This window comes from Micromonospora sp. IBHARD004, from assembly GCF_052814115.1.
The window spans coordinates 1,564,287-1,588,562 of the sequence record NZ_CP199934.1 but is presented as its reverse complement, the minus strand read 5'-3'; the positions used below and the strand labels follow the sequence as shown (position 1 = coordinate 1,588,562).

General features: G+C 73.9%; 22 protein-coding genes. 8 read left to right on the top strand and 14 right to left on the bottom strand.

Translation table 11 applies throughout. The features are described 5' to 3' along the window. Positions 1-8: 8 nt before the first annotated feature. From ACTWO6_RS07915 to ACTWO6_RS07900, 4 genes are all read left to right on the top strand, one after another. Complete coding sequence (locus tag ACTWO6_RS07915) at positions 9-446, top strand: MarR family winged helix-turn-helix transcriptional regulator (protein ID WP_446219004.1); 438 nt, start codon at positions 9-11, stop codon at positions 444-446. 115 nt (positions 447-561) lie between these two features. Then, the gene (locus tag ACTWO6_RS07910; RefSeq protein ID WP_446219003.1) at positions 562-2,181 is read left to right on the top strand and encodes an MDR family MFS transporter; all 1,620 of its coding nucleotides are present in this window, start codon (positions 562-564) and stop codon (positions 2,179-2,181) included. A gap of 4 nt (positions 2,182-2,185) precedes the next feature. Then, positions 2,186-2,677 (top strand): universal stress protein, encoded by a 492-nt coding sequence (locus ACTWO6_RS07905; RefSeq protein WP_446219002.1) that lies wholly within the window; start codon positions 2,186-2,188, stop codon positions 2,675-2,677. 43 nt (positions 2,678-2,720) lie between these two features. Continuing rightward, positions 2,721-3,251: a DinB family protein gene (locus ACTWO6_RS07900; protein WP_446219001.1), complete on the top strand. Its 531-nt coding sequence runs from the start codon at positions 2,721-2,723 to the stop codon at positions 3,249-3,251. Between the two features lie 74 nt (positions 3,252-3,325). Here ACTWO6_RS07900 and ACTWO6_RS07895 read toward each other — a convergent pair whose 3' ends face one another. From ACTWO6_RS07895 to ACTWO6_RS07885, 3 genes are all read right to left on the bottom strand, one after another. Beyond that, a complete protein-coding gene (locus ACTWO6_RS07895; RefSeq protein ID WP_446219000.1) occupies positions 3,326-3,946 on the bottom strand; it encodes an HAD-IA family hydrolase in 621 nt (206 codons plus the stop codon). Continuing rightward, on the bottom strand, positions 3,946-7,557 hold the full coding sequence (gene smc / locus ACTWO6_RS07890; protein ID WP_446218999.1) for a chromosome segregation protein SMC: 3,612 nt from the start codon (positions 7,555-7,557) through the stop codon (positions 3,946-3,948). The genes ACTWO6_RS07895 and smc overlap by 1 nt, the downstream gene beginning before the upstream one ends. Before the next feature lie 320 nt (positions 7,558-7,877). Beyond that, positions 7,878-8,072 carry a hypothetical protein gene (locus tag ACTWO6_RS07885; RefSeq protein WP_089010688.1) on the bottom strand — a complete coding sequence of 65 codons (195 nt, stop codon included), beginning with the start codon at positions 8,070-8,072 and terminating at the stop codon, positions 7,878-7,880. 373 nt (positions 8,073-8,445) lie between these two features. Here ACTWO6_RS07885 and ACTWO6_RS07880 point away from each other — a divergent pair, with 373 nt between their 5' ends. Together ACTWO6_RS07880 and ACTWO6_RS07875 are read left to right on the top strand one after the other, a co-directional pair. Then, a complete protein-coding gene (locus ACTWO6_RS07880; RefSeq protein ID WP_446218998.1) occupies positions 8,446-9,600 on the top strand; it encodes a CAP domain-containing protein in 1,155 nt (384 codons plus the stop codon). Positions 9,601-9,683: 83 nt separating this feature from the next. Then, positions 9,684-10,580: an endo alpha-1,4 polygalactosaminidase gene (locus tag ACTWO6_RS07875; RefSeq protein ID WP_446218997.1), complete on the top strand. Its 897-nt coding sequence runs from the start codon at positions 9,684-9,686 to the stop codon at positions 10,578-10,580. A 114-nt stretch (positions 10,581-10,694) separates the two neighbouring features. Here ACTWO6_RS07875 and ACTWO6_RS07870 read toward each other — a convergent pair whose 3' ends face one another. The 4 genes from ACTWO6_RS07870 to ACTWO6_RS07855 all read right to left on the bottom strand — a co-directional run bounded on the left by ACTWO6_RS07870 (position 10,695) and on the right by ACTWO6_RS07855 (position 15,698). Beyond that, complete coding sequence (locus ACTWO6_RS07870; RefSeq protein WP_446218996.1) at positions 10,695-12,914, bottom strand: MMPL family transporter; 2,220 nt, start codon at positions 12,912-12,914, stop codon at positions 10,695-10,697. 234 nt (positions 12,915-13,148) lie between these two features. Next, on the bottom strand, positions 13,149-14,006 hold the full coding sequence (gene mutM, locus ACTWO6_RS07865; protein WP_446218994.1) for a bifunctional DNA-formamidopyrimidine glycosylase/DNA-(apurinic or apyrimidinic site) lyase: 858 nt from the start codon (positions 14,004-14,006) through the stop codon (positions 13,149-13,151). Next, positions 13,999-14,793: a ribonuclease III gene (gene rnc, locus ACTWO6_RS07860; protein ID WP_446218993.1), complete on the bottom strand. Its 795-nt coding sequence runs from the start codon at positions 14,791-14,793 to the stop codon at positions 13,999-14,001. The genes mutM and rnc overlap by 8 nt, the downstream gene beginning before the upstream one ends. Continuing rightward, complete coding sequence (locus tag ACTWO6_RS07855; RefSeq protein ID WP_446220585.1) at positions 14,790-15,698, bottom strand: phosphate acyltransferase PlsX; 909 nt, start codon at positions 15,696-15,698, stop codon at positions 14,790-14,792. Before ACTWO6_RS07855 ends, rnc begins: the two co-directional genes overlap by 4 nt. Here ACTWO6_RS07855 and ACTWO6_RS07850 point away from each other — a divergent pair. Further along, the gene (locus ACTWO6_RS07850) at positions 15,651-15,794 is read left to right on the top strand and encodes a hypothetical protein (protein ID WP_446220874.1); all 144 of its coding nucleotides are present in this window, start codon (positions 15,651-15,653) and stop codon (positions 15,792-15,794) included. The two genes, ACTWO6_RS07855 and ACTWO6_RS07850, sit on opposite strands and share 48 nt — an antisense overlap. A 78-nt stretch (positions 15,795-15,872) precedes the next feature. Here ACTWO6_RS07850 and rpmF read toward each other — a convergent pair whose 3' ends face one another. The 5 genes from rpmF to rsmD all read right to left on the bottom strand — a co-directional run bounded on the left by rpmF (position 15,873) and on the right by rsmD (position 18,419). Continuing rightward, a complete protein-coding gene (gene rpmF / locus ACTWO6_RS07845; RefSeq protein WP_088963525.1) occupies positions 15,873-16,046 on the bottom strand; it encodes a 50S ribosomal protein L32 in 174 nt (57 codons plus the stop codon). A 5-nt stretch (positions 16,047-16,051) separates the two neighbouring features. Then, positions 16,052-16,615 (bottom strand): YceD family protein, encoded by a 564-nt coding sequence (locus ACTWO6_RS07840; protein WP_446218992.1) that lies wholly within the window; start codon positions 16,613-16,615, stop codon positions 16,052-16,054. A 109-nt stretch (positions 16,616-16,724) separates the two neighbouring features. Next, a complete protein-coding gene (locus ACTWO6_RS07835; protein ID WP_446218991.1) occupies positions 16,725-17,222 on the bottom strand; it encodes a hypothetical protein in 498 nt (165 codons plus the stop codon). 148 nt (positions 17,223-17,370) lie between these two features. Next, the gene (gene coaD, locus ACTWO6_RS07830; RefSeq protein ID WP_446218990.1) at positions 17,371-17,859 is read right to left on the bottom strand and encodes a pantetheine-phosphate adenylyltransferase; all 489 of its coding nucleotides are present in this window, start codon (positions 17,857-17,859) and stop codon (positions 17,371-17,373) included. Beyond that, positions 17,856-18,419: a 16S rRNA (guanine(966)-N(2))-methyltransferase RsmD gene (gene rsmD / locus ACTWO6_RS07825; protein WP_446218989.1), complete on the bottom strand. Its 564-nt coding sequence runs from the start codon at positions 18,417-18,419 to the stop codon at positions 17,856-17,858. Before rsmD ends, coaD begins: the two co-directional genes overlap by 4 nt. Positions 18,420-18,772: 353 nt before the next feature. Here rsmD and ACTWO6_RS07820 point away from each other — a divergent pair, with 353 nt between their 5' ends. Continuing rightward, positions 18,773-19,897 carry an LPXTG cell wall anchor domain-containing protein gene (locus ACTWO6_RS07820; RefSeq protein ID WP_446218988.1) on the top strand — a complete coding sequence of 375 codons (1,125 nt, stop codon included), beginning with the start codon at positions 18,773-18,775 and terminating at the stop codon, positions 19,895-19,897. A 500-nt stretch (positions 19,898-20,397) separates the two neighbouring features. Here ACTWO6_RS07820 and recG read toward each other — a convergent pair whose 3' ends face one another. Both recG and ACTWO6_RS07810 read right to left on the bottom strand, forming a co-directional pair. Beyond that, the gene (recG, locus tag ACTWO6_RS07815; protein ID WP_446218987.1) at positions 20,398-22,599 is read right to left on the bottom strand and encodes an ATP-dependent DNA helicase RecG; all 2,202 of its coding nucleotides are present in this window, start codon (positions 22,597-22,599) and stop codon (positions 20,398-20,400) included. Next, entirely contained in the window at positions 22,596-24,218 is a 1,623-nt protein-coding gene (locus tag ACTWO6_RS07810; protein WP_446218986.1) for a DAK2 domain-containing protein, read from the bottom strand. Before ACTWO6_RS07810 ends, recG begins: the two co-directional genes overlap by 4 nt. Between the last annotated feature and the right edge of the window lie 58 nt (positions 24,219-24,276).

The following is a 24,276-nucleotide window of genomic DNA, read 5'->3' as shown; positions in this document are numbered from 1 at the left end:
TCTTCGCCGTGAACGAGCACCTGCCGGAGACCGTGCGCGCGGTGGAGCACGAGTTGACCGCGTTGCTGCGCCGCGGGCGGGCGCTGTCCTGGGAGATCGCCCGGGAGGTGCATCCCAACCTGGAGCCGAACGCGTACGGGCTGCTGCTCTGGCTACGTCGCTGCGGCTCGATCCGGCTGACCGACCTGGCCATCCGGCTCGGCATCGGCAAGGGCACGCTCAGCCGGCAGATCCATGGCCTGGAGGGGCTCGGCCTGGTGCGTCGCGACCCGGATCCCGACGACCGGCGGGCCGCCCAGCTCAGCCTCACCGAGGAGGGCACCCGCCGGTTCGACGCGGCCCGGGCGGCCCGGCTCGGGCAGATCCGGCGCACGATGGAGAGCTGGCCGAGGCGGGACGTCGAGGAGTTCGCCCGGCTGCTGCACCGGTTCAACGACACCTTCTGAGCAGTTCCGGCGGGAATAAGACCTGCGCCACGTCAAGTTGTTGCTTGAGGCAACCAACCCTTACGGTTGCCTGAGGCAACTCTTTCCCCCCGAACCGCTGCGGAGGCACCCCACGATGACCCAGGCGACAGCGCCCAGCCGGGCGACCGCCGTCGAGATGACCCACCGGCAGATCCTGGAGGCCCTCTCCGGCCTGCTGCTGGGCATGTTCGTCGCGATCCTCTCCTCCACGGTCGTCTCGAACGCGCTGCCGCGGATCATCACCGAGCTGCACGGCGGTCAGTCCGCGTACACCTGGGTGGTCACCTCGACGCTGCTGGCGACCACCGCGACCACCCCGATCTGGGGCAAGCTCGCCGACCTGACCAGCAAGAAGATCCTGGTCCAGCTCGCCCTGACGGTCTTCGTGCTGGGCTCGGTGCTGGCCGGCCTCTCCCAGTCCACCGGGCAGCTCATCGCCTGCCGGGTGCTCCAGGGCGTCGGCGCCGGCGGTCTCACCGCGCTCGCCCAGGTGATCATGGCGACGATGATCGCGCCGCGGGAGCGGGGCCGCTACAGCGGCTACCTCGGCGCCGTGATGGCCGTCGGCACCATCGGCGGCCCGCTGATCGGCGGCGTCATCGTCGACACCGACTGGCTCGGCTGGCGCTGGTGCTTCTACGTCGGCGTGCCGTTCGCCGCCCTCGCCCTGATCGTCCTCCAGAAGACCCTGCACCTCCCGGTGGTCAGGCGCGAGGCGAAGATCGACTGGTGGGGCGCCACGCTGATCACCGCGGCCGTCTCGCTGCTGCTCATCTGGGTCACCCTCGCCGGCGACAAGTACGACTGGCTCTCCTGGCAGACCGCCGTCATGGTGGCCGGGGCGCTGCTGCTCGGCGTGCTCGCCGTCCGGGTGGAGAACCGGGCCAGCGAGCCGATGATCCCGCCGCGGCTGTTCCGCAACCGCACCATCACCCTCGCCGTGGTCGCCAGCATCGCCGTCGGCGTCGGCATGTTCGGCGCGTCGGTCTTCCTCGGCCAGTACTTCCAGATCAGCCGCGGCGAGAGCCCGACCATGTCCGGCCTGATGACCCTGCCGATGATCGGCGGCCTGCTGGTCTCCTCCACGGTCGTCGGCCGGATCATCACCAACACCGGACGCTGGAAGCGGTACCTGGTCGCCGGCTCGGCGCTGCTGACCGCCGGCTTCGCGCTGATGGGCACCCTCCGCTACGACACCCCGTACTGGCAGCTCAGCGTCTACATGGCGCTGATCGGCATCGGGCTCGGCATGACCATGCAGAACCTCGTCCTCGCCGTGCAGAACACCGTCGGCCCGCACGAGCTCGGCGCGGCCAGCTCGGTGGTCGCCTTCTTCCGCAGCCTCGGCGGCGCGATCGGCGTCAGCGCGCTCGGCGCGATCCTCGGCCACAAGGTCAAGGACTACATCGCCGACGGGCTGGCCGGCCTCGGCATCCCGGCCAGCGGCTCGGGCAGCGGCGGCACCCTGCCGAACGTGCACACCCTGCCCGCCCCGATCCGCGCGGTGGTCGAGTCCGCGTACGGGCACGGCGCCGGGGACATCTTCCTGGCCGCCGCCCCGTTCGGGCTGATCGCCCTGATCGCGGTCTGCTTCATCCGGGAGGTGCCGCTGCGCCGGCACAACGACGACCCGCTCACCGCCGAGGTCGAGCGCGAGTCCACCGTCGCCGCCGGCGGCGGGGCCGCCGTGGTACGGACCGGCATCCGGGGCTGACCCGATGAGCACCCCGGTCGATCGCGAGGAGTACGGCCCGGAGGCCCGTCCGCTGCCGTTCGAACGCGGCACGGACGGACCCCGGGTGGTCCTGGTCGGCGTCGACGGCACCCGGACCTCGCTGCGTGCCGCCGCGTACGCGGCGGGGCTGGCCCGCCGGCAGGGCGCCGGCCTGGTGGTGGTCTTCGTCAGCTCCCCCGCCGCCTACACCGGACTGATCTCCGGGGTGGTCGCGGGGGCGGTGCAGCAGACCCACGACGAGCTCGCCGCCGAGCTGCGGGAGCAGTTCCGGCGCGGGGCCGACGAGCTGGGCCTGCCGGTCACCTTTCTCTGCCGGCGCGGGGACGCGTACGCCGAACTCGGCAAGGCGGCCGACGAGTACCGCGCGGACCTGGTCGTGGTGGGGTCGTCCGAGCAGGCCGGGCACCGCCTGGTCGGCTCGGTCGCCACCCGGCTGGTCCGCACCGGCCGCTGGCCGGTGGTCGTGGTGCCCTGATATCGCGTCGCGGCTGTCGGACCCGCCCGCCAGGATGGCCGACATGACCTGGAGAGCACCGGAGATCACCCGGACCAACGAACCGTACGTCGCCGACGAGCGGGCCATGCTGGAAGGCTGGCTCGACTACCACCGGCAGACCCTGCTGATGAAGTGCGCCGGCCTGACCGCCGAACAGTTGAAGACCCCCAGCGTGGAGCCGTCGGGGCTGACCCTGCTCGGCCTGGTCCGGCACATGTCCGAGGTGGAACGCTGGTGGTTCCGCATCCGGGCCGGCGGCCAGCAGCTCGGCGACCTCTACAACACCGAGGCCAGCCCGGACGGTGACCTGGACGACATCGCCGACGCCGACGCGGAGGCCGACTTCGCCACCTTCGCCGCAGAGGTCGAGGCCGCCCGGGCCGCCGCCGCCGACCTGTCGCTGGACCGGACCTTCCTGCGCCGACACCGCGACGGTGGCGCCGACGAGATGAACGTCCGCTGGGTCTACGTGCACATGATCGAGGAGTACGCCCGGCACAACGGCCACGCCGACCTGATCCGCGAACGCATCGACGGCGTCACCGGCGACTGACGGCCTGATCCGCTCCGGATACGGCAGGTCGCGGTCTCCCGGGAAGGGGCACCGCGACCCGCCGCCTTCAGGCCTCAGTACGCCAGCGCCGCCCGCAGGTAGCGCAGGTCGGCGGGGCCGCTCCAGCGGTGCGCGGAGAGGCCGGCGACCCGGGCGCCCCGGACCGCCCAGTCCTCGTCGTCGACGAAGAGCACCCGCGACGGCGCGGTCTCCAGCGCCGCCCAGGCGGCCTGGAAGTACTCCTTGGCCGGCTTGTTCACGCCGATGACCGAGGAGTTGACCACCACGTCGAAGTCGTCGGTCAGACCGAGGGCGGCCAGGTCGGCGTCGAGCAGGTCGGTCGCGTTGGTGCCCAGCCCCACCCGGACGCCCGCCGCCCGGACCTCGCGGACGAAGGCCAGCACCTCCGGGTCCACCTCGCCCCGATAGCGCTGCCACTCCTCGACAGCGGCACGGGCCCGCTCCGGGCTCCCCACCGACGGGGTGAGCGCGTCGGCCACGCTGGACACCCACTCGGCGTGGCTAACCCGGCCCGTCAGCACCGGCTGGAGCCGCCCCCACTGCATGGCGATCTCGCCGAGGACACCCTCGGACAGGCCGTACTCCCGCTCGACGCCGGCGGCCACCGCCGGATCCCACCGGCGCAGCACGCCGTCGAAGTCCACCAGGAGCGCCGTCGCGCGTTCCCGAGCCACTAGTCGTTCTCCTCGCCGCGGCCAGGCCGCTCGTCGTCCTCGGCCCGGTTGAGCCGTTGGCTGATCACCTGGGTGACGCCGCTGCGCATGGTCACGCCGTAGAGCGCGTCGGCGATCTCCATCGTCCGCTTCTGGTGGGTGATCACGATCAGCTGGCTCTTCTCCCGCAACTGGGCCAGCAGCGTGATCAGGCGGCCCAGGTTCACGTCGTCGAGGGCCGCCTCCACCTCGTCCATGATGTAGAACGGGCTGGGCCGGGCGCGGAAGATCGCCACCAGCATCGCCACCGCGGTCAGCGAGCGCTCGCCGCCGGAGAGCAGCGACAGGCGCTTGATCTTCTTGCCCGGCGGCCGGGCCTCCACCTCCACCCCGGTGGTGAGCAGGTCCTCCGGGTCGGTGAGGATCAGCCGCCCCTCGCCGCCGGGGAAGAGCACGGTGAAGACCTGCTCGAACTCCCGGGCGGTGTCGGCGAACGCGCTGGCGAAGACCTCCAGGATCCGCTCGTCGACGTCCTTGACCACGGTGAGCAGGTCTCGCCGGGTGGCCTTGAGGTCCTCAAGCTGCTCGGAGAGGAACTTGTAGCGCTCCTCCAGCGCGGCGAACTCCTCCAGCGCGAGGGGGTTGACCTTGCCGAGCAGGGCCAGCTCCCGCTCCGCCTTGGCGGCCCGCTTCTCCTGCACCGGGCGCTCGTACCGGACCGGCTCGGGCACCGGCAGGCCGTCCCGTTCGGCCGCCGCGACGTCCACCTGGGTGGGCGGGACGAGCTGGGCGGGGCCGTACTCGGCGACCAGGGTCTCCACGTCGAGGCCGAAGTCCTCGGCGGCCTTCGCCTCCAACTGCTCAATGCGCAGCCGCTGCTCGGCGCGGGCCACCTCGTCCCGGTGCACCTGGCTGGTGAGCCGCTCCAGCTCCGCGCCGAGGCGCTTGGCCGCGCCGCGTACCTCCTGGAGCTCGGCCTCGCGGGCGGCGCGCTCCCGGGCGACCGCGTCGCGGTGCTCCTCGGCCCGGGCGATGGACTCGGTGAGCCGGGTCAGCGCCTCGCGGGCGCCGCCGACCACGGCCCGGGCGATCGCCGCGCCGCGGGTCCGGGCCGCCCGGCGGGCCGCCGCGCGTTCCCGCGCGGCCCGCTCGGCGGTCGCCTGCCGGGCCAGCGAGTCAGCCCGGCCGGCGATCGACGAGACCCGCTCCTCGGCGGTACGCACCGCGAGCCGGACCTCCATCTCGTTCTGCCGGGCCTGGGGCACCATCGCGGCGAGCTGGTCGCGCTCCTCGGTGGACGGTTCGGCGTCGAGCGGGGTGTCCTCGGCCAGCCGCAGCCGCTCCTCCAACTCGGCCAGGGCCAGCAGGTCCCGCTCCCGGGCCGCCTCGGCGCGGGCCCGGGACTCGCCCAGCCGGTCCGTCTCCGCCGTCGCGGAGCGCGCCGCGGCACCCAGCTCGGCGAGCCGGCGGGCGGCCGCGTTGCGGTGGCTCTCCGCCTCCCGCTTGGCGGCGGCGGCGTGCTGCACGGCCTCCTTCGCGGCGGCCACCTCGGCGCGCGCGTCGACGAGCTGCTCACGCAGCTCGGCGCTGGTCCGCTCGGCGGTGAGCCGGTTGACCCGGGCCTCCTCGACGGCGGCCTGCACCTCGATGTAGCTGGGCGCCTTGGCCGACCCGCCGGCCGCCGCGTACGCCCCGACCACGTCCCCGTCCGGGGTGACCGCGCGCAGCTCCGGGTTGCCGGCGACCAGCTCGGCCGCGGCGGCGAGGTCGTCGACCAGCACCACGTCGCGCAGCGCCCGGTGCACGGCCGGGCGGATCTCGGCGGCGCACTCCACCAGGTCGGGCGCCCAGCGGGCGCCCTCGGGCAGCCGGGGGCGCAGCGCGTCGGCCGGCCCGGCCATGCCGGGCCCGGCGGGGCTGCCGACCAGCAGGCCGGCCCGCCCGGCGTCGGAGATCTTCAGCAGCCGCATCGCCTCGACGGCCTCGTCCACCCCGCTGACCGCCACCGCGTCGGCGAGCCCGCCGAGCGCGGCGGCCAGCGCCGCCTCGTGGCCCGGGGTGACGGTGAGCAGCCCGGCCAGGCTGCCGAGCAGGCCGGGTACCTGGTCGGCGCGGGCCAGCAACGCGCCCGCGCCGTCCTTGCGGCGCAGGCCGAGGGCGAGGGCCTCCTCGCGGGCCTTCCAGGTGGCGGCGTCCTTCTCGGCGGCGCGTTCGGCGTCGGCGAGGGTCCGCACGGTCGCCTGGGCCCGCTCCTGGGCGGCCACCGCCTCGGCGTGCCGCGCGTCCAGGTCGGCGTTGTCCCGGTCCGCCTCGGTGGACACCTCCTCGACGGCGTCCAGCTCGGCCTGGGCCTTCTCGGCGCGGGCCAGGGCGTCGGCGTGGGCGGCGGCGAGCCGTTGGATCTCCTCGCCGGCGCTGGTGGTCCGCGCCCGGGCGGAGTTGACCTGACCGGTCAGCCGGGCCAGCCCCTCCCGCCGATCGGCGATCGCCTTGGCGGCGGCGACCAGCTCGCGTTCGGCGGCGGCGAGCTGCCGTTCCAGCTCCTGCCGGTGCTCGACCGCCTCGGCCAGCCGGATCTGGTCGTCGGTCAGCGCCGCCCGCAGCTCCTCCTCCTGCTCGCGGACCCGCTGCGACTCAGCCTCCAGCTGGTCCGGGTCGCGGCCGGGGCGCTCGTCGTCGCCGGAGGCGCTGAGGTGGCGCAGCCGCTCCCGGGCGAGCTGCTCGATGGAGCGGAACCGTTCCTGCAGGGCGGAGAGCTTGTACCAGGTGTCCTGGGCGGCGGCGAGCAGCGGCGCGTCCTCGGCGAGGGCGCCCTCCAGCTCGCCGAGCCGGGCCTGCACCTCGGTGTGTTCCGCCTCGATCTGCTCGCGCCGCTCGCGCAGCGCCGTCTCGTCGGCGATCTCCCGGTCCAGTGTGGTGCGCAGCGTGGCGAGGTCGTCGGCGAGCAGCCGCAGCCGGGCGTCGCGCAGGTTGGCCTGGATGGCGGCGGCGCGGCGGGCCACTTCGGCCTGCCGGCCCAGCGGCTTGAGCTGGCGGCGCAGCTCGGCGGTGAGGTCGGTGAGCCGGTTGAGGTTGGTCTGCATCGCGTCGAGCTTCCGCAGCGCCTTCTCCTTGCGCTTGCGGTGCTTGAGGACGCCGGCCGCCTCCTCGATGAACGCCCGCCGGTCCTCCGGCTTGGCGTGCAGCATGCCGTCGAGCCGCCCCTGGCCGACGATGATGTGCATCTCGCGGCCGATGCCGGAGTCCGACAGCAGCTCCTGGATGTCGAGCAGGCGGCAGGAGTCGCCGTTGATCTCGTACTCGCTCTCGCCGGAACGGAACATCCGGCGGGTGATGGAGACCTCGGTGTACTCGATCGGCAGCGCGCCGTCGGTGTTGTCGATGGTGAGGGTGACCTCGGCCCGGCCCAGCGGCGCCCGCCCGGCGGTGCCGGCGAAGATGACGTCCTCCATCTTGCCGCCGCGCAGCGCCTTGGCGCCCTGCTCGCCGAGCACCCAGGCGATGGCGTCGACGACGTTGGACTTGCCGGAGCCGTTCGGACCCACCACGCAGGTGATCCCGGGCTCCAGCTTCAGCGTCGTCGCGGAGGCGAAGGATTTGAAGCCCTTCACCGTCAGGCTCTTGAGATGCACCTTCTCGATCCTCGTCCGGTGGCCGCCGTACCGTCGCCGGCTGCGCGGACCTGGTGAACCCGCAGACTAACCCGGGGGCCGGGGCACCGCGGTACTCGACCCACCCCACGCCGGTCGCGCCCCGATCCGCCGGGAGTGTTCAGCAGTGGCGAGAATTACAAGATCCCTATTTCGCGTTCCGCGCCCCGTCGCGCATTCCCGGGCGATTCACAAGATCGAGAAAGCGGCTCGGAAATGGGTGCGGACAGAACTGCGCGCCGGCACTTGAGTGTCGGCGCGCGTTTTTGTGTGGTGCGATTCAGTTTTCCGACAACCGGAGATCAGGTCAGTGCGGGCTCGGCCAGTCGGAGGAGGTCGTCAGCCTCCGCCGCAGCCGCCGCAAGCCGATCGTTCTCGGCGCGCAGACGCGTGATCTCGAACTCCAGTGCCTGAACCCTGGCACGCAGTCGGGTGACCTCGTCGAGCAGACGCCGGTCGGGCGCTGCACCTACGTGGCCGTAGAGGGCCTTCGCCATGCTGACTCCTTGATATGCGCTGCCGGAAAGGCCGGCCAACGCGCGCCCATGGTGTTCGCGGCTGTCATCCCAGCGATATGCGGGCATGACCGGGCGCGACTGGCGACACCTACATATTGAGCCGAAAACCCCTCCTTCGTCAAGTTCTCGCAGGCCGTAGATCATCTCCACGTCGACCTGTCCACTTGTCGGGGGCTGCCACAAGGCGCGGACACGCTCTGTCCGGACGACTTAACTGTACGCCCGGGATTGTGTGAACGCCTCCGCCCGGCTGTCCGCTTCGCCTTAACTCTTTCTTAGCCACGTTGCCGCAGCTCGTGGCCCACCCGTACGGTCAGCCCGGCCCGCAACCGACCCCGTGGAGGCGACAGGCGTGTACCGCTGGACCGACCCGACCGACCCGGACGACGCTCACCGGCGTCCCGAGCCGCCGACCGACCACCCCCCGGCGTGGCTCACCGAGCGGCCGGAGCCGCGGTCGTCGTACCTCTTCGGGGACGAGCCGGAGGAACCCGTCGACGCCTGGCGGGAACACCCCACCGAGCGGTGGCAGGCCGACCGGACCGGTGAACTCCCCTTCCCGGTCACGCCGTTCGAGCGGCCGGAGCCCCTCCCCGCCGACCGCACGGGCGAGCTGCCGCGGGTCGCCCCGTTCGAGCCGGCCGGCCACCACCCGGGTGGCCACCCCTGGCTCGACGGGACGGCCCCGGCCGACCTGACCGCGTTCCGGGCCGCCCCCGGGGCGAGCCGCGGCGGTTCCGGCGAGGGGCGGCACCGGCAGGCCCCGCGCTTCCCCCGGCCGCTCCTGATCGGTGGGGCCGCCGCCGCGGCGACCCTGGTGGTGAGCCTGGGCGTGGGTGCCCTGATGCTGCCGGGCAGCGACCAGCGGACCGACCCGACGTCGGTCGACGACACCGTGGCCGCCGCCCCCGCCGTGCCGAGCACCGACGGCGCACCCGGTGACGCGCTCGCCCCGGCCTCCCCCACGGCCAAGCCGAGCACCGCCCGGCCGAGCCCCTCGGCCAGCCCCTCGGCCAGCCGGACGGCCACGCCGAAGCCCAGCCGCACCACCGCCCCGTCCCGGCAGCTCGACCGCTCCGCCGCACCGAGCCGCAGCACCGCCACCACCACCTCGACCGGCCGGATCAGCGCCGAGCTCCAGGAGGTGGTCGACCTGGTCAACCGCGAGCGGGCCAAGGCCGGCTGCAAGGCGCTCAGCATCGACGACAAGCTGATGCTGGCGGCCCAGCGGCACAGCCAGGACCAGGCCGACCACAAGACCATGTCGCACGACGGCAGCGACGGCAGCGACGTCGGGGAGCGGCTCGACCGGGTCGGCTACGCCTGGCGGGCGTACGGCGAGAACGTCGCCTGGAACCAGCAGACGCCGGCCGCCGTGATGGACGCCTGGATGAACAGCCCGGGGCACCGGGCCAACATCCTGAACTGCTCCTTCACCGAGATCGGCGTCGGGGTGGCACGGAGCAACGGGCCGTACTGGACGCAGGACTTCGGCACCCCGCGCTGAATGCGAGTCGTGACCGGGTCCGTGCTCGTTTGACCGGGTGAGGTACGCCGGGGCCAGCCCGGCGTACCGGCAGGGGCGGCGGGATGCCGCCCGCGACCCGGGAGCTGCCGATGCGGATCCGGCCGGCCCGGCCCGCACCGTGGGTCCGGCCAGCGCGCGCCCTCCGGCGCGGACTGCGCCGGACCCTGCCGGCGCTGGTGCCGCTGCTGCTGCTCGCCCCGGTGACCGGCTGCCGGGCCGAGCTGGTCCCGCCCGGGGCGCCCACTCCCTGGCCGGCCGAGTCGGCCCGCCGGTGGCAGTGGCAGTGGCAGCTCAGCGGCCCGGTCGACGTCACCGTCGACGCGGACGTCTTCCTGCTCGACGCGGTGCGGACCACCTCGACCGAGACCGCCGCGCTGCGCGCGCGGGACCGGCGGCTGATCTGCCAGGTCCGGGTCGGCACGTACGCGGACACGGACCCGGACGCCAGCCGCTTCCCGACGGCCGTCCGCGGCGCCGCCGTGGCGGGCCGCCCGGGCAGCCGGTGGCTGGACGTACGGCAGTGGGACACGCTGAGGCCGGTGCTGGCCGACCGGTTCCGACTCTGCCGGGGCAAGGGCTTCGGCGGGGTCGCGCTCGCCGACGCCGACGGCTACCTGCACCGGCCCGGCTTCCCGCTCGACTTCGACGACCAGTTGCTGTTCAACCGGCGGCTGGCCACCCTCGCCCGCTCCCTCGACCTCTCCCCCGGCCTGGTCAACGACGTGCCGCAGGTCGCCGCACTGGCGCCCGACTTCGACTTCGCGGTCAACGAGGAGTGCGTCCGGCGGCGGGAGTGCGCGAAGCTGCTGCCCTTCGCCGACGAGGACAAGCCGGTCTTCCACGTCGAGTACGCCGGCAGCCCGGCCGAGTACTGCGTGACCACCGTCGGGTACGGGTTCGCCTCCATCCGCAAGGACCGCGACCTGGACGCCTGGCGGGAGAGCTGCCCGCTCCCCTGACTGGCCGGGCGGTCGCGGCGTCGGTGACGGCTGGTGGTCAGCCGGCGGCGGCCCCGCGCGGGACCGGGACGTGACGAGGGGCCCCGGTGACCGGGGCCCCTCCGCGCGTCGCCCTCAGCGGGCGCCGACCAGCTCCGGCGCCGGGGTGGGCGGGTCGGCCGGCGGGGTCGCCGCCCGACCCCGCAGGAAGCGGGGCGCCCACCAGTTCGCGTCGCCGAGCAGGGTCATCAGGGACGGCAGCACCACCGCCCGGATGATCGTGGCGTCCAGCAGGATCGCCGCGGCCAGACCGATGCCGAGCTGCTTCATGTCGATCGTGCTGAGCGAGGCGAAGATCGCGAAGACGCCGACCATCACGACCGCCGCGCTGGTCACCACGCCCGCCGACGAGCTGATCCCGTACGCCACCGCGTCCCGGTTCGACATGCCGTTGCGGATCCCCTCCCGGATCCGACTGACCACGAAGACGTGGTAGTCCATCGAGAGGCCGAAGAGCACCACGAAGAGGAAGAGCGGCAGCCAGGAGACGATCGCCCCCATCGAGGTGAAACCGAGCAGCCCCTCCGCCCAGTCACCCTGGAAGACCAGGACCAGCAGCCCGTACGCGGCCCCGGCCGAGAGCAGGTTGAGGATGATGGCGGTGAGCGCGATCACCACCGACCGGAACGTCCAGGCCATCACCAGGAAGGTCAGCGCCAGCACGAAGCCCATCACCACGGGCAGCTTGTCCTTGACGTGCGCGGCGTAGTCCTCGCTGTCGGCGACGCCGCCGCCGATCGCGTACTCGACGCCCGGGACGCCGCGCAGCGCGGCGGGCGCCAGGTCGTCGCGGAGCTCGTGCAGCGAGCGGGCCGCCTCGTCGGTGCGGCTGGCGTACGGGGTGGCCACCTCCAGCACCGACACCCGCCGGTCCGCCGACACCTTGATCTCCGGGCCGTCCCCCTCGGCCGGCGCGAAGAGCGGGTCGGCGGCGGCCCGCCCGGCCAGGTCCGTCAGCGCCGCCCGGACCCGGTCGGCCTGCTCGGCCGGCGCCCGCACCGCCACGGTGTGGCTGGTGCCGGTGCTCGGGAAGGCGGCGGTGAGCCGGTCGTACGCTTGCATGGCCGGCGTGGTCCGGGGCAGGTCCTCCATGCCGGGGAACTTCAGCTTCATGCCCAGTGCCGGCGCGGCCAGGGCGAGCAGCAGCCCCACCGAGACGACCAGGGTGGCCAGCGGCGCCCGCAGCGCCGGCTTGAGCACCGCCGACCAGAACCGCGGCGTCGCCCGCTCCCCGTGCCGCCCGGTACGCGGCGCGGTGAGCCGCCAGAGCAGCGGCACCCGGGGCCGGTCGACCCAGCGGCCCAGCTTGGCCAGGAACGCCGGGAGCACGGTCAGCGAGCCGGTCACCGCGACCGCGACCACCAGGATCGAGCCGACGGCGAGCGAGGAGAAGACCGCGTCGTTGGCGAGCAGCAGCCCGGCCATCGAGATGATCACGGCGAAGCCGGAGACCACCACGGCGTGCCCGGAGGTCTCCGCCGCGATCTCCACCGCGTCCAGCCCGGAGCGGCCCCGGGCCCGCTCCTCGCGCTCCCGTCGGACGTAGAAGAGCGAGTAGTCGACGCCGACGGCCATGCCGATCAGCAGAATCACGCTGGCCGTGGTGTCGGTCGCCGGCACCAGGTGCGAGGCGAGGGTGGAGAGCCCCATCGCCGCCGCCACCGAGGAGAGCGCGAGCAGCACCGGCACGCTGGCGGCGATCAGCGCCCCGAACGCGATGATCAGGATGGCCAGGGTGACCGGCAGGCTGAGCAGTTCGGCCCGCTTGAAGTCCTTGCCCAGGGTGTCGTCCAGCGCCTTGTTGATCGACGGCCCGCCGACCTGCTCGATCCGTAGCTGGGGGTGCGCCTCCTGGACCTTCGCGGTCGCGTCCCGCAGCGGTTGCACCCGGTCCGACGCGGTCTCCGGGTCGCCGGACATGGTGATCGGCACCAGCAGCGCGCCGCCGTCGTGGGACGGCATCGGCGCGCCCACCGAGGCGACGCCGGTGACCTGGCGCAGCCGCGCCGCCGTGTCGTCGGCCGCGGCCTTCGCCGCGGTCTGGTCGAGCGCCCCGGCGCGGGGCGTGATCAGCACGTTCTCCACGGCGGGTTCGTCGAAGTTCCCGCCGTCGACGATCAGCTGGGCGCGTCCCGCCTCGCCGATCGCCATGTCCTCGTCGGTCGCCTCGGTCAGGCCGGCGGCGTTCCCGCCGACGAAGCACACCGCCACGAAGACCACCCAGAGCGCGATGGCCCGCCACGGATGCTCCGCACTCCACCGCGCCAACCGCACCGTCACCGGTCGCCTGCCCATCTCCGGTTCCCCCTCCACGCGCCGGTCCAGTACCGACCGTGCTGACGCTAGGCAGCGGAGGAGCCCCGGACATCGGGGAAGGGCCCCGGCTCGTCCCCGATCCGGCGAGCACCGGCCGGCCGGCCCGGAACGGGTCGGCCAACCGGACAGAAGGGGCTTTTCAGGGTACGACCCGGGGACGCGCCGGGAGCGGCCCGACGAGGCACACCGGCGCAACCCCGAACCGCCTCGGGGTCATCCCCGGAGGGCGCCCCGGGGCCGCGGCTGACAGCGCGGGCAGCTGTACGACGAGCGGTTCATGAACGCCTCGCGCCGGATCGGCGCCCCGCACCGCCGGCAGGGCTCGCCCTCCCGGCCGTACGCGTTCAGCGACCGGTCGAAGTAGCCGCTCTCGCCGTTGACGTTGACGTACAGCTCATCGAAGCTGGTGCCGCCCTGCTTGATCGCCTCACCGAGCACGTCCCGGACGTGTCCGAGCAGCCGCTGCACGGCCGGGCCGGTCAGCGCGTCGGTGGGGCGGGCGCCGTGCAGCTTCGCCCGCCAGAGCGCCTCGTCGGCGTAGATGTTGCCGACCCCGGAGATCAGGGTCTGGTCGAGCAGCGCCCGCTTCACCTCGGTACGCCGCCGGCGCAGCGCCGCCACGAACTCGGCGTCGGAGAACTCCGGGTCCATCGGGTCCCGGGCGATGTGCGCGATCTCGGCGGGCAGCTCCGCGCCGCTCTCCGACACGGACAGCCCGCCGAACGTGCGCTGGTCGACGAAGCGCAGCTCCGGGCCGTCGTCGGCGAACCGGAACCGGACCCGCAGGTGCAGCTCGTCGGCCGCGCCGACCGGCTGGAGCAGCAGCTGGCCGGACATGCCGAGATGGCCGATGAGCGCGTCGCCGCTGTCCAGCGGCAGCCAGAGGTACTTGCCCCGGCGCCGGACGTCGGTCACCGTCCGGCCGGCCAGCACGTCGGCGAAGTGCCCGCCGCCCGGGGTGTGCCGGCGCACCGCGCGGGGGTGGCGCACCTCCACCGAGGTGATCCGGCGGCCGATGACCCACTGGGCCAGTCCCTGCCGGACCGTCTCGACCTCGGGCAGCTCAGGCACGGCCGGCGCCCGCCTCGGCGGTCTCACTCCCGGCGTCGCCCGGCGCGCCGTCGCCGGCCGCCGCCGCGTCCGCCTCGGCCTGCTCGGTCAGCATCCGCCAGGCCGACTCGGCGGCCCGCTGCTCGGCCTCCTTCTTGCTCCGGCCCTCGGCGCCGCCGTACCGGTTGCCGGCCACCACCACCCAGGCCGTGAAGGTCTTCAGGTGGTCCGGGCCGGTGCCCTCGATCCGGTACTCCGGAACGCCCAGCCCCAGCGCGGCGGTCAGCTCCTGGAGGCTGGTCTTCCAGTCCAGGGCCGCGCCCCGGCCGGCCGACTCGGCCATCAGCGGGTCGAAGAGCCGGTGGATCACGATCGCCGCCGTGTCCAGGCCGTACTGGAGGTAGATCGCGCCGAGCAGCGCCTCCAGGGTGTCCGCGAGGATGCTCGCCTTGTCCCGGCCGCCGGTGCTCTCCTCGCCCTTGCCCAGCAGCAGGTACGCGCCGAGCCCGTCCGGCCCGAGGCCGCGGGCCACGTCGGCGAGGGCGCGCATGTTCACCACGCTGGCCCGCAGCTTGGCGAGCTGCCCCTCCGGCAGGTCCGGGTGGTTCTGGAAGAGCGCCGTGGTGATCACCACGCCGAGCACCGAGTCGCCCAGGAACTCCAACCGCTCGTTGGTGGGCAGCCCGCCGTTCTCGTACGCGTACGAACGGTGGGTCAGCGCGCGCTCCAGAAGTTCCGGGTCGAGCGAGACCCCGAAGGCCGCCTCCAGGTGACCGATGGGAGCACGCCGCCGCTTGTCGTTGGTCATTGCACTACCTCGTTGCTGTGTGCGGGATCCTGCGGAATGCCGTCGAGCAGGCCGGAGATCAGGTCGGTGGCCCCCCGCCGCCACAGGTGGGCGGCGAGGGCGATGCCGGAGGCGACGTCGTCGGGCCGGGCCGCGCCGTGGCACACGACCACCGTGCCGGCCACGCCGAGCAGGGCGGCCGCCCGGGGGGCGCCGCCGCCGGCGGGGGGACCGCCGGCCATCGCGTACGCGCCCTCGATCGCCTTGAGCAGCACGTTGCCGGTGAAGCCGTCGGTGACCACCACGTCGGCGCGGACGCCGAGGGAGACGTCGTACCCCTCGACCAGGCCGACGTAGCGGGCGCCGCAGGGCAGCGTCGTCGCGGCCAGCGCGGGGTCGGCGGCCCGGCGCAGCCGGTCGCCCTTGCCCGCCTCGGTGCCGACCGAGAGCAGGCCGACCCGGGGCTCGGCGACGCCGTGCGCCACGGCGGCGTAGGCCGCGCCGAGGACGGCGTGCCGGGCGAGGGTGGCCGGGCGGGGCTCCAGGGCGCCGCCCACGTCGAGGAGGACCACCGGGCCGGCGACCGCGGGCAGGGTGGCCACCAGGGCCGGCCGGCGGACGTCGGACCAGCGGCCGAAGCCGAGCGCGGCGGCGGTGACGGTGGCGCCGGTCGAACCGGCGGAGACGACCGCGTCCGCGAGCCCCTCGCGAACCGCGTGGACGGCGGCGCGGACGGTGCTGTGCTCGCGGGCGGCGGTGGGATGGTCGGCCATGCCGACCGCGGTCCGGACCGGCCGGACCGCGATCCGGGCGCGCTGCGCCGGATCGAGGGCGTCGATCAGCCCGCCGGCGACCTCGGTCGGACCGACGAGCAGCAGATGCAGGTCAGGATCGGCGCGCACGGCCCGCAGAGCGCCGTCAACCACGACGGCGGGGGCGTCGTCCCCGCCGAGGAGGTCAACGGCGATCCGCGCGGTGCCCGGCTCCACCGGAACGCCGGCCGCTGCACGGCCGGCGGCTGAGGGAGCCGGGGCACCGGGCGATTGCCAGAGTGCGCGCGCCGCCCGACCCGCGGTCGGGGGCGTCACTCGGCGTCCAGGTCAGACCTCGAGAACCTGGCGGCCGTTGTAGGTGCCGCAGACGGAGCAGGCGGCGTGCGGCAGCTTCGCCGACTTGCACTGCGGGCAGGCCACGGTCGCGACCACGGCCGCCTTCCAGTTCGCCCGGCGGGACCGGGTGTTGCTGCGCGACATCTTGCGCTTCGGGACGGCCACGGTTCTTACTCCTCTGTACGGGTCAGTTGCGACAGGCCCGCCCAACGCGGGTCGATCTGCTGGTGGCTGTGGTCGGCCGGCAGATCGTCCCAGTGCACCCCGCATTCGGGGCACAGCCCTGGGCAGTCCTCCCGGCAGAGCGGGTTCGTCGGCAGTGTGAGCACCACCGCGTCCCGCAGCGCCGGCTCCAGGTCGATCAGATCGTCCTGCATCCGGCCCACCTCGTCCTCGTCGGTCGTGGTGTCCGTGGTGCTGTTCTCGTACGCGTACAGCTCCTGGACGTTCACGACCACCGAGTCGTTGATCTCGCGCAGGCAACGGCCGCACTCGCCCTTGACGGGACCACTGATGGTCCCGGAGACGAGCACGCCCTCGGACACCGACTCCAACCTCAGGTCGAGGTCGAGATCCGCGCCCTCCGGCACGCCGATCAACTCCACGCCGAGGTCCACCGGTGCCGGCACGACCCGCTTGACCGTACGCAACGCACCAGGCCGACGCGGCAGGTCCCTCGTGTCGAGGACCAGCGGCGACCTGGGGTTGAGTGATGAAGGCGAGTGTTTGGGCATAGTCAGACTCCGGCCGGTGAGAGGCCGACAAAAAAGGTTACCTGGACGAGCACCCGACCGTCGAACCGGGGGCGGGGCGCACCCCGCCTGTCGGCTGCCGGGGTGCCGCTCAGAAGGGTAGCGGGCGCTCCGCCTCGTCGCCTGCGAAGGTGCCGATCTCCCGCAGCGCGTGCATCTTGTCCCGGCCGCGCTCTATCGAGGCGAGCGCCCGGGTGAGGAACTGCTCGAAGTTCGCGAGGGCGGTATCGACGTAGTCGTCCACCTCCTCGCGGAGGCGCTGGGCCTCGGCGCGGGCCTCGGCGATGATCCGGGCGCCCTCGTGCTCCGCGGAGACCGTGATTTCGTTCACGGAGACCAGGCGGGCGTGTTCCGCCTCACCCTCGCTGATGATCCGGTCGGCCTCCCGCTTGCCGGCCTCCATGATCTTGTCGCGCTCCTCCAGCAGCGCGGCGGCCCGGCGCAGGTCGGCGGGGAGTTCGGCGCGCAGCTCGTCGAGGGCGCCGATCATCTCGCCCCGGTCGACCATGCAGTTGTTGCGCGACATGGGGACGGAGCGGGCCTGCTCCACCATGGCGATCAGTTCGTCGATGCGATCGAGCGGGTCCACCGGTACCTCACTCCTGTCGTTCTTCGGCCGACCTACATGATGCGGGCTGCGGCCGGGTTCCCGCTCCACCAATGATGTCGTGCGCGGGCGACAGGTGGCCCATCCGCGCCGGCCCGGCGCGTCGCGCCGGGCCGCCCGGGCGGTCGGGTCAGCCGGGCTGCCCCGGGGTCAACCGGGCGCGCAGCTGCTCGCGGACCACGTCCGGCACGTGCGACGAGATGTCCCCGCCCCACTTGGCCACGTCCTTGACCAGGCTGGAGGAGAGGAACGAGTAGAGCGGGTTGGTCGGCATGAAGAGCGTCTCCACCCCGGCCAGGCCGATGTTCATCTGGGCCATCTGCAGCTCGTAGTCGAAGTCGCTGACCGCCCGCAGGCCCTTGATCAGCACGCTGGCCCGCTGGGCGCGACAGAAGTCGACCAGCAGCCCCCGGAACGACTCGACCCGCACGTTGTCGTACGAGGAGGTCACCTCGCGGAGCATCTCGATCCGCTCCTCGACGGTGAACAGGCCCTGCTTCGACTGGTTCACCAGCACGCCGACGATCACCTCGTCGAAGAGCCGGCTGGCCCGGCCGATGATGTCGAGGTGTCCGTTGGTGACCGGATCGAAGGAGCCGGGACAGACCGCACGTCTCATGATCGGCGACCGTACCAAAGGGTGGTCTCGCCGTAACGGCGGCTGCGCTCGGCCGTGACGCCTTCCACCCAGGTGACCGGTCCGGTGCGGCTGGACCGCTCCACGACCACCAGGCCGTCCGCGGCCAGCCACCCGCCGTCGGCCAGCGCGGCCAGCATCGCGGTGATCTCCTCGTCGGGTACGGCGTAGGGCGGGTCGGCGAAGACCACGTCGTACGGGTCGCCGTCGGGGCCGGCCGCGAGCACGGTGGCCACCTTGCCGGTGACCAGGCGGGCGGCCGGGGCGGCCCGCAGCGCGGCGACGTTCTCCCGGATCACCCGGGCGGCCCGGGGGTCGGACTCGACCAGCAGCACGTGCTCGGCGCCCCGGGACAGCGCCTCCAGCCCGACCGCGCCGGAGCCCGCGTAGAGGTCGGCGAAGCGGGCCCCGACCAGGTCCTTTTCCGCCTGCACCGCGCTGAACAGGGCCTCCCGGACCCGGTCGGAGGTGGGCCGGGTGCCGGCGCCGGGCGGCGCGGCGATGCGTCGGCCGCCGAGCGTCCCGGCCACGATCCGGGTCACCGTCTGCTCCTGCACATGGTGCTGACGCTACGCGACGGTCGAGCGGGGCGAACCACCGAACGATGACCGGCGGGGCGGAGCGGATGTCGTGATCTGCCCGACACGGAGAGTCCATCAATGATCTCAAATGGACAACATCATCGTTAAGTGGCCTCGCGGCCGTCCCGGGTTCACAACTCATCGATAAAGTCGCCCGGCGTGCCGCGCTCCGCAACCGGCACGCAGCGCCGGGAGGGCGCCGGAACAGGTCTTGCCGGACGGCAGGTGGTGATCGTTCCGCCTCCCGGGGCCATCCCCGAAATCCCTCGTCAGGAGAAGGCGTGAACCGTCTCAAATCCCCGTACCGCCATGTCATGGCGGTGACCGCAAGCGCGCTGATCGGCATCGCCGGCGCCCTGACTCTGGCCAGCCCGGCCAGCGCGCACCACAGCGAGGTCAAGGTCACCGCGCAGTGCGACACCGCCGCCGGCGAGTGGGTCACGACCTGGACCGTCAACAGCTACGCCCCCGAAGGCGTGAACAACTACCAGTTCACCAAGGCCGAGGCCACCAGCGTGGTGAACGGGACCGCCACCCCGTTCACCATCGACGGCATCGCGGTGAGCGAGGGCGACACCTACCCGCACAGCGTGTCGGAGCCCGTGGTCGGCAAGGCCCGCCTCTCGGGCGACGCCACCGAGGCCTCGCTGACCGTGAAGGCGCGGTGGGACAACGAGTACAACGAGAAGGACGACAGCAGCGCGTCCATCAAGTTCAGCGAGAGCTGCGACAAGGTGGTGACCGCCCCGCCGGCTGCCGCCAACCCGAAAGCCACCGTGACCGCGGACTGCGACGGCGACGTGGCGGTGCAGCTGGAGAACGGCGCCGAGGCCACCAAGGACGCCGCGTTCACCGTCACCGGCACCGACGGCTTCACGAAGACCGCGACCGTCGCGGCCGGCAAGGACACCACGATCACGGTGCCGGCCCGCAACGCCGCCAAGATCACCGTGACCGAGGCCGGGCAGAAGGCGCCCATCTTCGACGACAGGCCCGCCGAGGCCAAGGACTGCGTCGAGCCGGGTGAGCCGATCGGCAGCTACCAGTCCACCTGCGACGCGCTGATCTTCCAGATCGAGAACCCGAAGGACGGCAAGACCGTCACCGTCACGCTCACTCCGAACAAGGGCGACGCGCAGACGTTGGTCGTGAAGCCGGGCGAGACCAAGACCGCGACGTTCAAGGCCTTCGAGGGCCTGACCGTCGCCCCCAGGGCCGACGGTCTGGACGACGCCTCGCCGGTCGCCTGGAAGAAGCCGACGAAGTGCACCAGTTCCAGCCCCAGCGCGCCGCCCGCGGGCGGTGGCGCCGGTGGGCCGACGCTGCCGAAGACCGGTGCGCCGGCCGGCCTGATCGCCGGTGGCGCGGCGGCGCTGCTGGCGGCCGGTGCGGTGCTCTTCGTCGTGGCGCGACGTCGTCGGGTCCGCTTCACCGCCTGATCCACCGCAACTGACGAGGGCGCGTCGACCAGTCGGTCGGCGCGCCCTCGTGCTGTCCCCGTCCGTGCCGTCGCCCGCCACGGCCGCACCGCCGGGCGGGCCACCGCACTCGCCGAGCCGGCCGGTCAGCTCGTCGACCACGGCGGCGTTCCCGCACGCGGGTACGGTCCACGCTCGCTACGAACCTGATGTTGTAAATGAATCACCTGGACGGCGCGCGCCCTGAGTCGTTGACGTCATCAGCTCCACAGGAGCGCACCACCCACACCGGTCCGCTACCCACGCCGCGCAGCCCCCGCCGCCCCGCTCGGCCCCCTGCCTGGCCGCCCGCAGCCGTCACCCGCACCGCCGACGTACGAGTGTCCGGGATGGTGCTCCACTCCGGATCGCGGAGCTGGCGGTTTCCTCGCCGCCGCGACACCGCCACGTCGCGGAGGTGGGGTGAAGCTCGCGCCGAGTCCGCCCGTGACGGAAGGGGTGGGGCGGGCCGACGGGGGCGCTCAGCCCTTTTCCAGGTACTCCGCGCGTTCCTCGTCGACCAGGGCGGCGACCGAGGCGGCCAGCGCCGGATGCCGGGTCAGCTCCGGGTCCTCCTCGACCAGGGCGATCGCCTCGGCCCGGGCGTCCCGGATCAGGTCGGCGTCCCGCAGCAGCGACAGCAACCGCAGGTGGGAGCGGCGTCCGGACTGGGTCGCGCCCAGCACGTCGCCCTCCCGGCGCTGCTCCAGGTCCAGCTCGGCGAGCTTGAAGCCGTCCGTGGTGGAGGCGACGGCGTCCAGCCGCTCCCGGGCCGAGGAACCCTCCACCGCCTCGCTCACCAGCAGGCAGAGCCCGGCGGCGGAACCCCGGCCCACCCGGCCGCGCAGCTGGTGCAGCTGGGAGACGCCGAACCGGTCCGCGTCGAGCACGATCATCACGGTCGCGTTGGGCACGTCGACGCCGACCTCGACCACGGTGGTGGCCACCAGCACGTCGAGGTCACCGGCGGCGAACGAGCGCATCACCGCGTCCTTCTCGTCGGCGGGCAGCCGGCCGTGCAGCACCCCGATCCGCAGCCCGTGCAGCGGGCCCTCGGCGAGCAGCGGGGCGACCTCGGTCACGGCGAGGGGCGGTCGCCGCCCGCTGTCGTCCTCGCGCGGCGGCTCCTCCTCGGACGCGGGGCCCTCACCGATCCGCGGGCAGACCACGTACGCCTGGTGGCCGGCGGCGGCCTCCTCGCGCAGCCGGCGCCAGGCCCGGTCGAGGAAGGCGGGCTTCTCCGCGGCCGGCACCACGTGCGAGGCGATCGGCGAACGGCCCTGCGGAAGCTGGGAGAGGGTGGAGATCTCCAGGTCGCCGTAGACGGTCATGGCGACCGTGCGCGGGATCGGCGTGGCCGTCATCACCAGCACGTGCGGCGGCTGGTCGGCCTTGGCGCGCAGCGCGTCCCGCTGTTCCACGCCGAAGCGGTGCTGCTCGTCGACGACCACCAGGCCCAGGTCGGCGAAGTCGACCCCCTCGTAGAGCAGCGCGTGGGTGCCCAGCACGATGCCGGCCCGACCCTCGGCGACCTCGGCCAGCGCCCGCCGCCGGGCCGCCGCGCCGAGCGAACCGGTGACCAGCTCCACCCTGGTGGCGCCGTCGGCGGCGCCCAGCTCGCCGGCCCGGGCGAGCGGGCCGAGCAGGTCGAGCATGCCCCGGTGATGCTGGGCGGCGAGCACCTCGGTCGGGGCGAGCAGGGCCGCCTGACCACCGGCGTCGACCACCTGGAGCATGGCCCGCAGCGCGACCACCGTCTTGCCCGAGCCGACCTCGCCCTGCAGCAGCCGGTGCATCGGATGCGCGGTGGCCAGGTCGGCGGCGATCTCCCCGCCGACGGTCCGCTGGCCGGGCGTCAGCTCGTACGGCAGCCGGGCGTCGAACGCGTCGAGCAGCCCGCCGGCCCGCGCCGGCCGGGACTTCGCCGGCCAGTCGGCCGCCCGGTGCTTGCGTTGCACCAGGGTGAGCTGCACCGCGAACGCCTCGTCCCACTTCAACCGCCGGCGGGCCCGGTACAGCGCCTCCTTGCTGGAGGGCCGGTGGATCTCGCGCAGCGCGACGTCGATGCCGACCAGGCTGCGGGCGGCCCGGACGGTCGCCGGCAGCGGGTCCTCCGGCGGGGTGAAGGTGTCCAGCACCACCCGCACGCAGCGGGCGATCACCCAGGTGGGCACCGCGGCGGCGGCCGGGTAGACCGGGATGAGCGCGCCGGCGAACTCCTCGACCTCCTCGTTGGCCGCCGCCTCGCCGTCACCGCCCTCCCCGAGCAGGACGTACTCCGGGCCGTTGAGCTGCCGCTTGCCCCGGAACTCGGTGACCTTGCCGGCGAACAGCCCCCACCGGCCGGGGCGCAGCTCGCGCTCCCGCCAGGCCTGGTTGCCGAAGAAGGTGAGGGTGAGCACCCCGCCGGAGCCGTCGCCGACGGTCACCTCCAGCAGGTTGCCGCGCCGCTGCCGCATCGGCCGGACCGCGGTGCGCTGCACCTCGGCCAGCACGGTCACCTGCTCGCCCACGTCCAGCGAACGGATGTCGGTGTGCTCGCCGCGCTCGTCGTACCGGCGGGGGAAGTGGTAGATCAGGTCGCCGGCGGTGTGCAGGTCCAGATGGCTCGCCAGGGCCTTCGCGGTCTTCTCCCCGACCAGCTTCTTCAGCGGCGTGTCCACCGTGGACGGCTCGCTCGTCATTCCACCCCCACCAGCAGCGGATAGTGCGGCTGCCCGCCCTCGTACGCCTGCACCTCGACGAACGGCCAGGCCCGTTCCACGTGCTCGCGTACCCGGTCGGCCAGCCCGGCCGGGGCGTCCGCCCCGCAGAGCAGGGTGACCAGCTCGCCGCCGCCGCCGAGCATCCGGTCCACCACGGCGGTGCAGGTGTCGACCAGGTCCGCGCCGATCAGGTGCACCTCCCCCTCGACCAGCGCCAGCACGTCGCCCGGGCGGCACGGCCCGGCGACGGTGAGCGCCTCCCGGCTGGCGCGGCAGACCTCGGCGTACCGGCAGGCGCCGGCCGCCTCGGCCATGGCGATCACGTCGTCCTCGAACCGCCGGCCCGGATCCCGGACGGCGAGGGCGGCCAGCGCCTGCACCGGGGACCGGGTCGGCACCACGCTGACCTTGACGCCGAGCCGGTGGGCCTCCCTGGCGGCGGCGCTCGCCACCGACTGGGTGTTGGGGTCGTTGGGCAGCACCACCACCCGGGCGGCGCCGGTGGCCCGGATCGCGCCCAGCAGCTCGCCGGTGGACGGGTTGCCCGGCACCACGGTGGCGCCCTCGGCGCCGAACAGCTCGGCGATGCCGGCGCCGGCCGCCACCACCACAGCCGCCCGGCCGTCGGGCAGCAGCGCCGGCCGGGGCGGGGCCGGGGCCACCTGGTCGGCGAAGCGGGTCACCGAGATCCGGTGCGGCCGGCCGGCCACCACCCCCGCCTCGACCGCGGCGCCCACGTCGTTGACGTGCACGTGCACGTTCCAGGTGCCGCCGCCGGGACCGCCGTCGCCGACGATCACCAGCGAGTCGCCCAGCGCGTCCAGCTCGGCGCGCAGCCGTGCCACCGCCTCCGCCCCGGCGTCGAGCAGGAACTGCACCTCGTACGCGTATTCCGAGGAGCCGGTCTCCCGGACGGCCGTGGCCGGCGGACGGACCGCGGCCGGCGCGGGCGCCGGCTGCTGCGGGCTCTCCCCGGTGATCACCTCGACCAGCGCGTCCAGCAGCACGCAGAGCCCGCGCCCGCCGGCGTCCACCACGCCGGCCCGGGCCAACGCCGGCAGCTGCTCCGGCGTGCGGGCCAGCGCCCGCGCCGCCCCGCCGGCCGCCGCCCGGGCCACCACCCGCAGGTCGTCACTGTCCGCCTGCTCGGCGGCGCGCGCGGCGGCGGCGACCACGCTGAGCAGGGTGCCCTCGACCGGCCGGGCGACCGCCCCGTAGGCGGCGGTGGCCGCGTCCGCGAGCGCGGCGGCGAGCTGGCGGCCACGGACCGCCGGCGCGGCGGCCAGCGCGTCGGCGAAGCCGCGCAGGATCTGCGACAGGATCACCCCGGAGTTGCCGCGGGCCCCGAGCAGCGCGCCCCGGGCCATCAGCCGCAGCGCGTGCCCGTGCGGGGTGTGGCCGTCGTCGGGGAGGGTGCCCAGATCCATCGCCAGGGCCTGCTGGGCGGAGGTGAGGGTGAGCACCAGGTTGGTGCCGGTGTCGCCGTCCGGGACCGGGTAGACGTTGAGATCGTCGATCTCACCCTGGTGCCGGCGCAGGGCGGCCAGCCCGCTCGCGCACCAGCGGCGCACCGCGGCGGCGTCGAGGGTGTCCAGCACGGCGAGAAGCCTACTGGCGCGCACCGACACGCCGGGGTCGGCCGGCCCCCACCGGCGT

Coding starts and splice junctions, on each gene's coding strand:
- ACTWO6_RS07910 (WP_446219003.1), top strand. CDS start 562: ATGACCCAGGCGACAGCGCCCAGCCGGGCGACCGCCGTCGAGATGACC.
- ACTWO6_RS07905 (WP_446219002.1), top strand. CDS start 2,186: ATGAGCACCCCGGTCGATCGCGAGGAGTACGGCCCGGAGGCCCGTCCG.
- ACTWO6_RS07900 (WP_446219001.1), top strand. CDS start 2,721: ATGACCTGGAGAGCACCGGAGATCACCCGGACCAACGAACCGTACGTC.
- ACTWO6_RS07885 (WP_089010688.1), bottom strand. CDS start 8,072: ATGGCGAAGGCCCTCTACGGCCACGTAGGTGCAGCGCCCGACCGGCGT.
- ACTWO6_RS07875 (WP_446218997.1), top strand. CDS start 9,684: ATGCCGCCCGCGACCCGGGAGCTGCCGATGCGGATCCGGCCGGCCCGG.
- ACTWO6_RS07870 (WP_446218996.1), bottom strand. CDS start 12,914: ATGGGCAGGCGACCGGTGACGGTGCGGTTGGCGCGGTGGAGTGCGGAG.
- rnc (WP_446218993.1), bottom strand. CDS start 14,793: ATGACCAACGACAAGCGGCGGCGTGCTCCCATCGGTCACCTGGAGGCG.
- ACTWO6_RS07850 (WP_446220874.1), top strand. CDS start 15,651: ATGCAGGTCAGGATCGGCGCGCACGGCCCGCAGAGCGCCGTCAACCAC.
- ACTWO6_RS07840 (WP_446218992.1), bottom strand. CDS start 16,615: ATGCCCAAACACTCGCCTTCATCACTCAACCCCAGGTCGCCGCTGGTC.
- coaD (WP_446218990.1), bottom strand. CDS start 17,859: ATGAGACGTGCGGTCTGTCCCGGCTCCTTCGATCCGGTCACCAACGGA.
- ACTWO6_RS07820 (WP_446218988.1), top strand. CDS start 18,773: ATGGCGGTGACCGCAAGCGCGCTGATCGGCATCGCCGGCGCCCTGACT.
- recG (WP_446218987.1), bottom strand. CDS start 22,599: ATGACGAGCGAGCCGTCCACGGTGGACACGCCGCTGAAGAAGCTGGTC.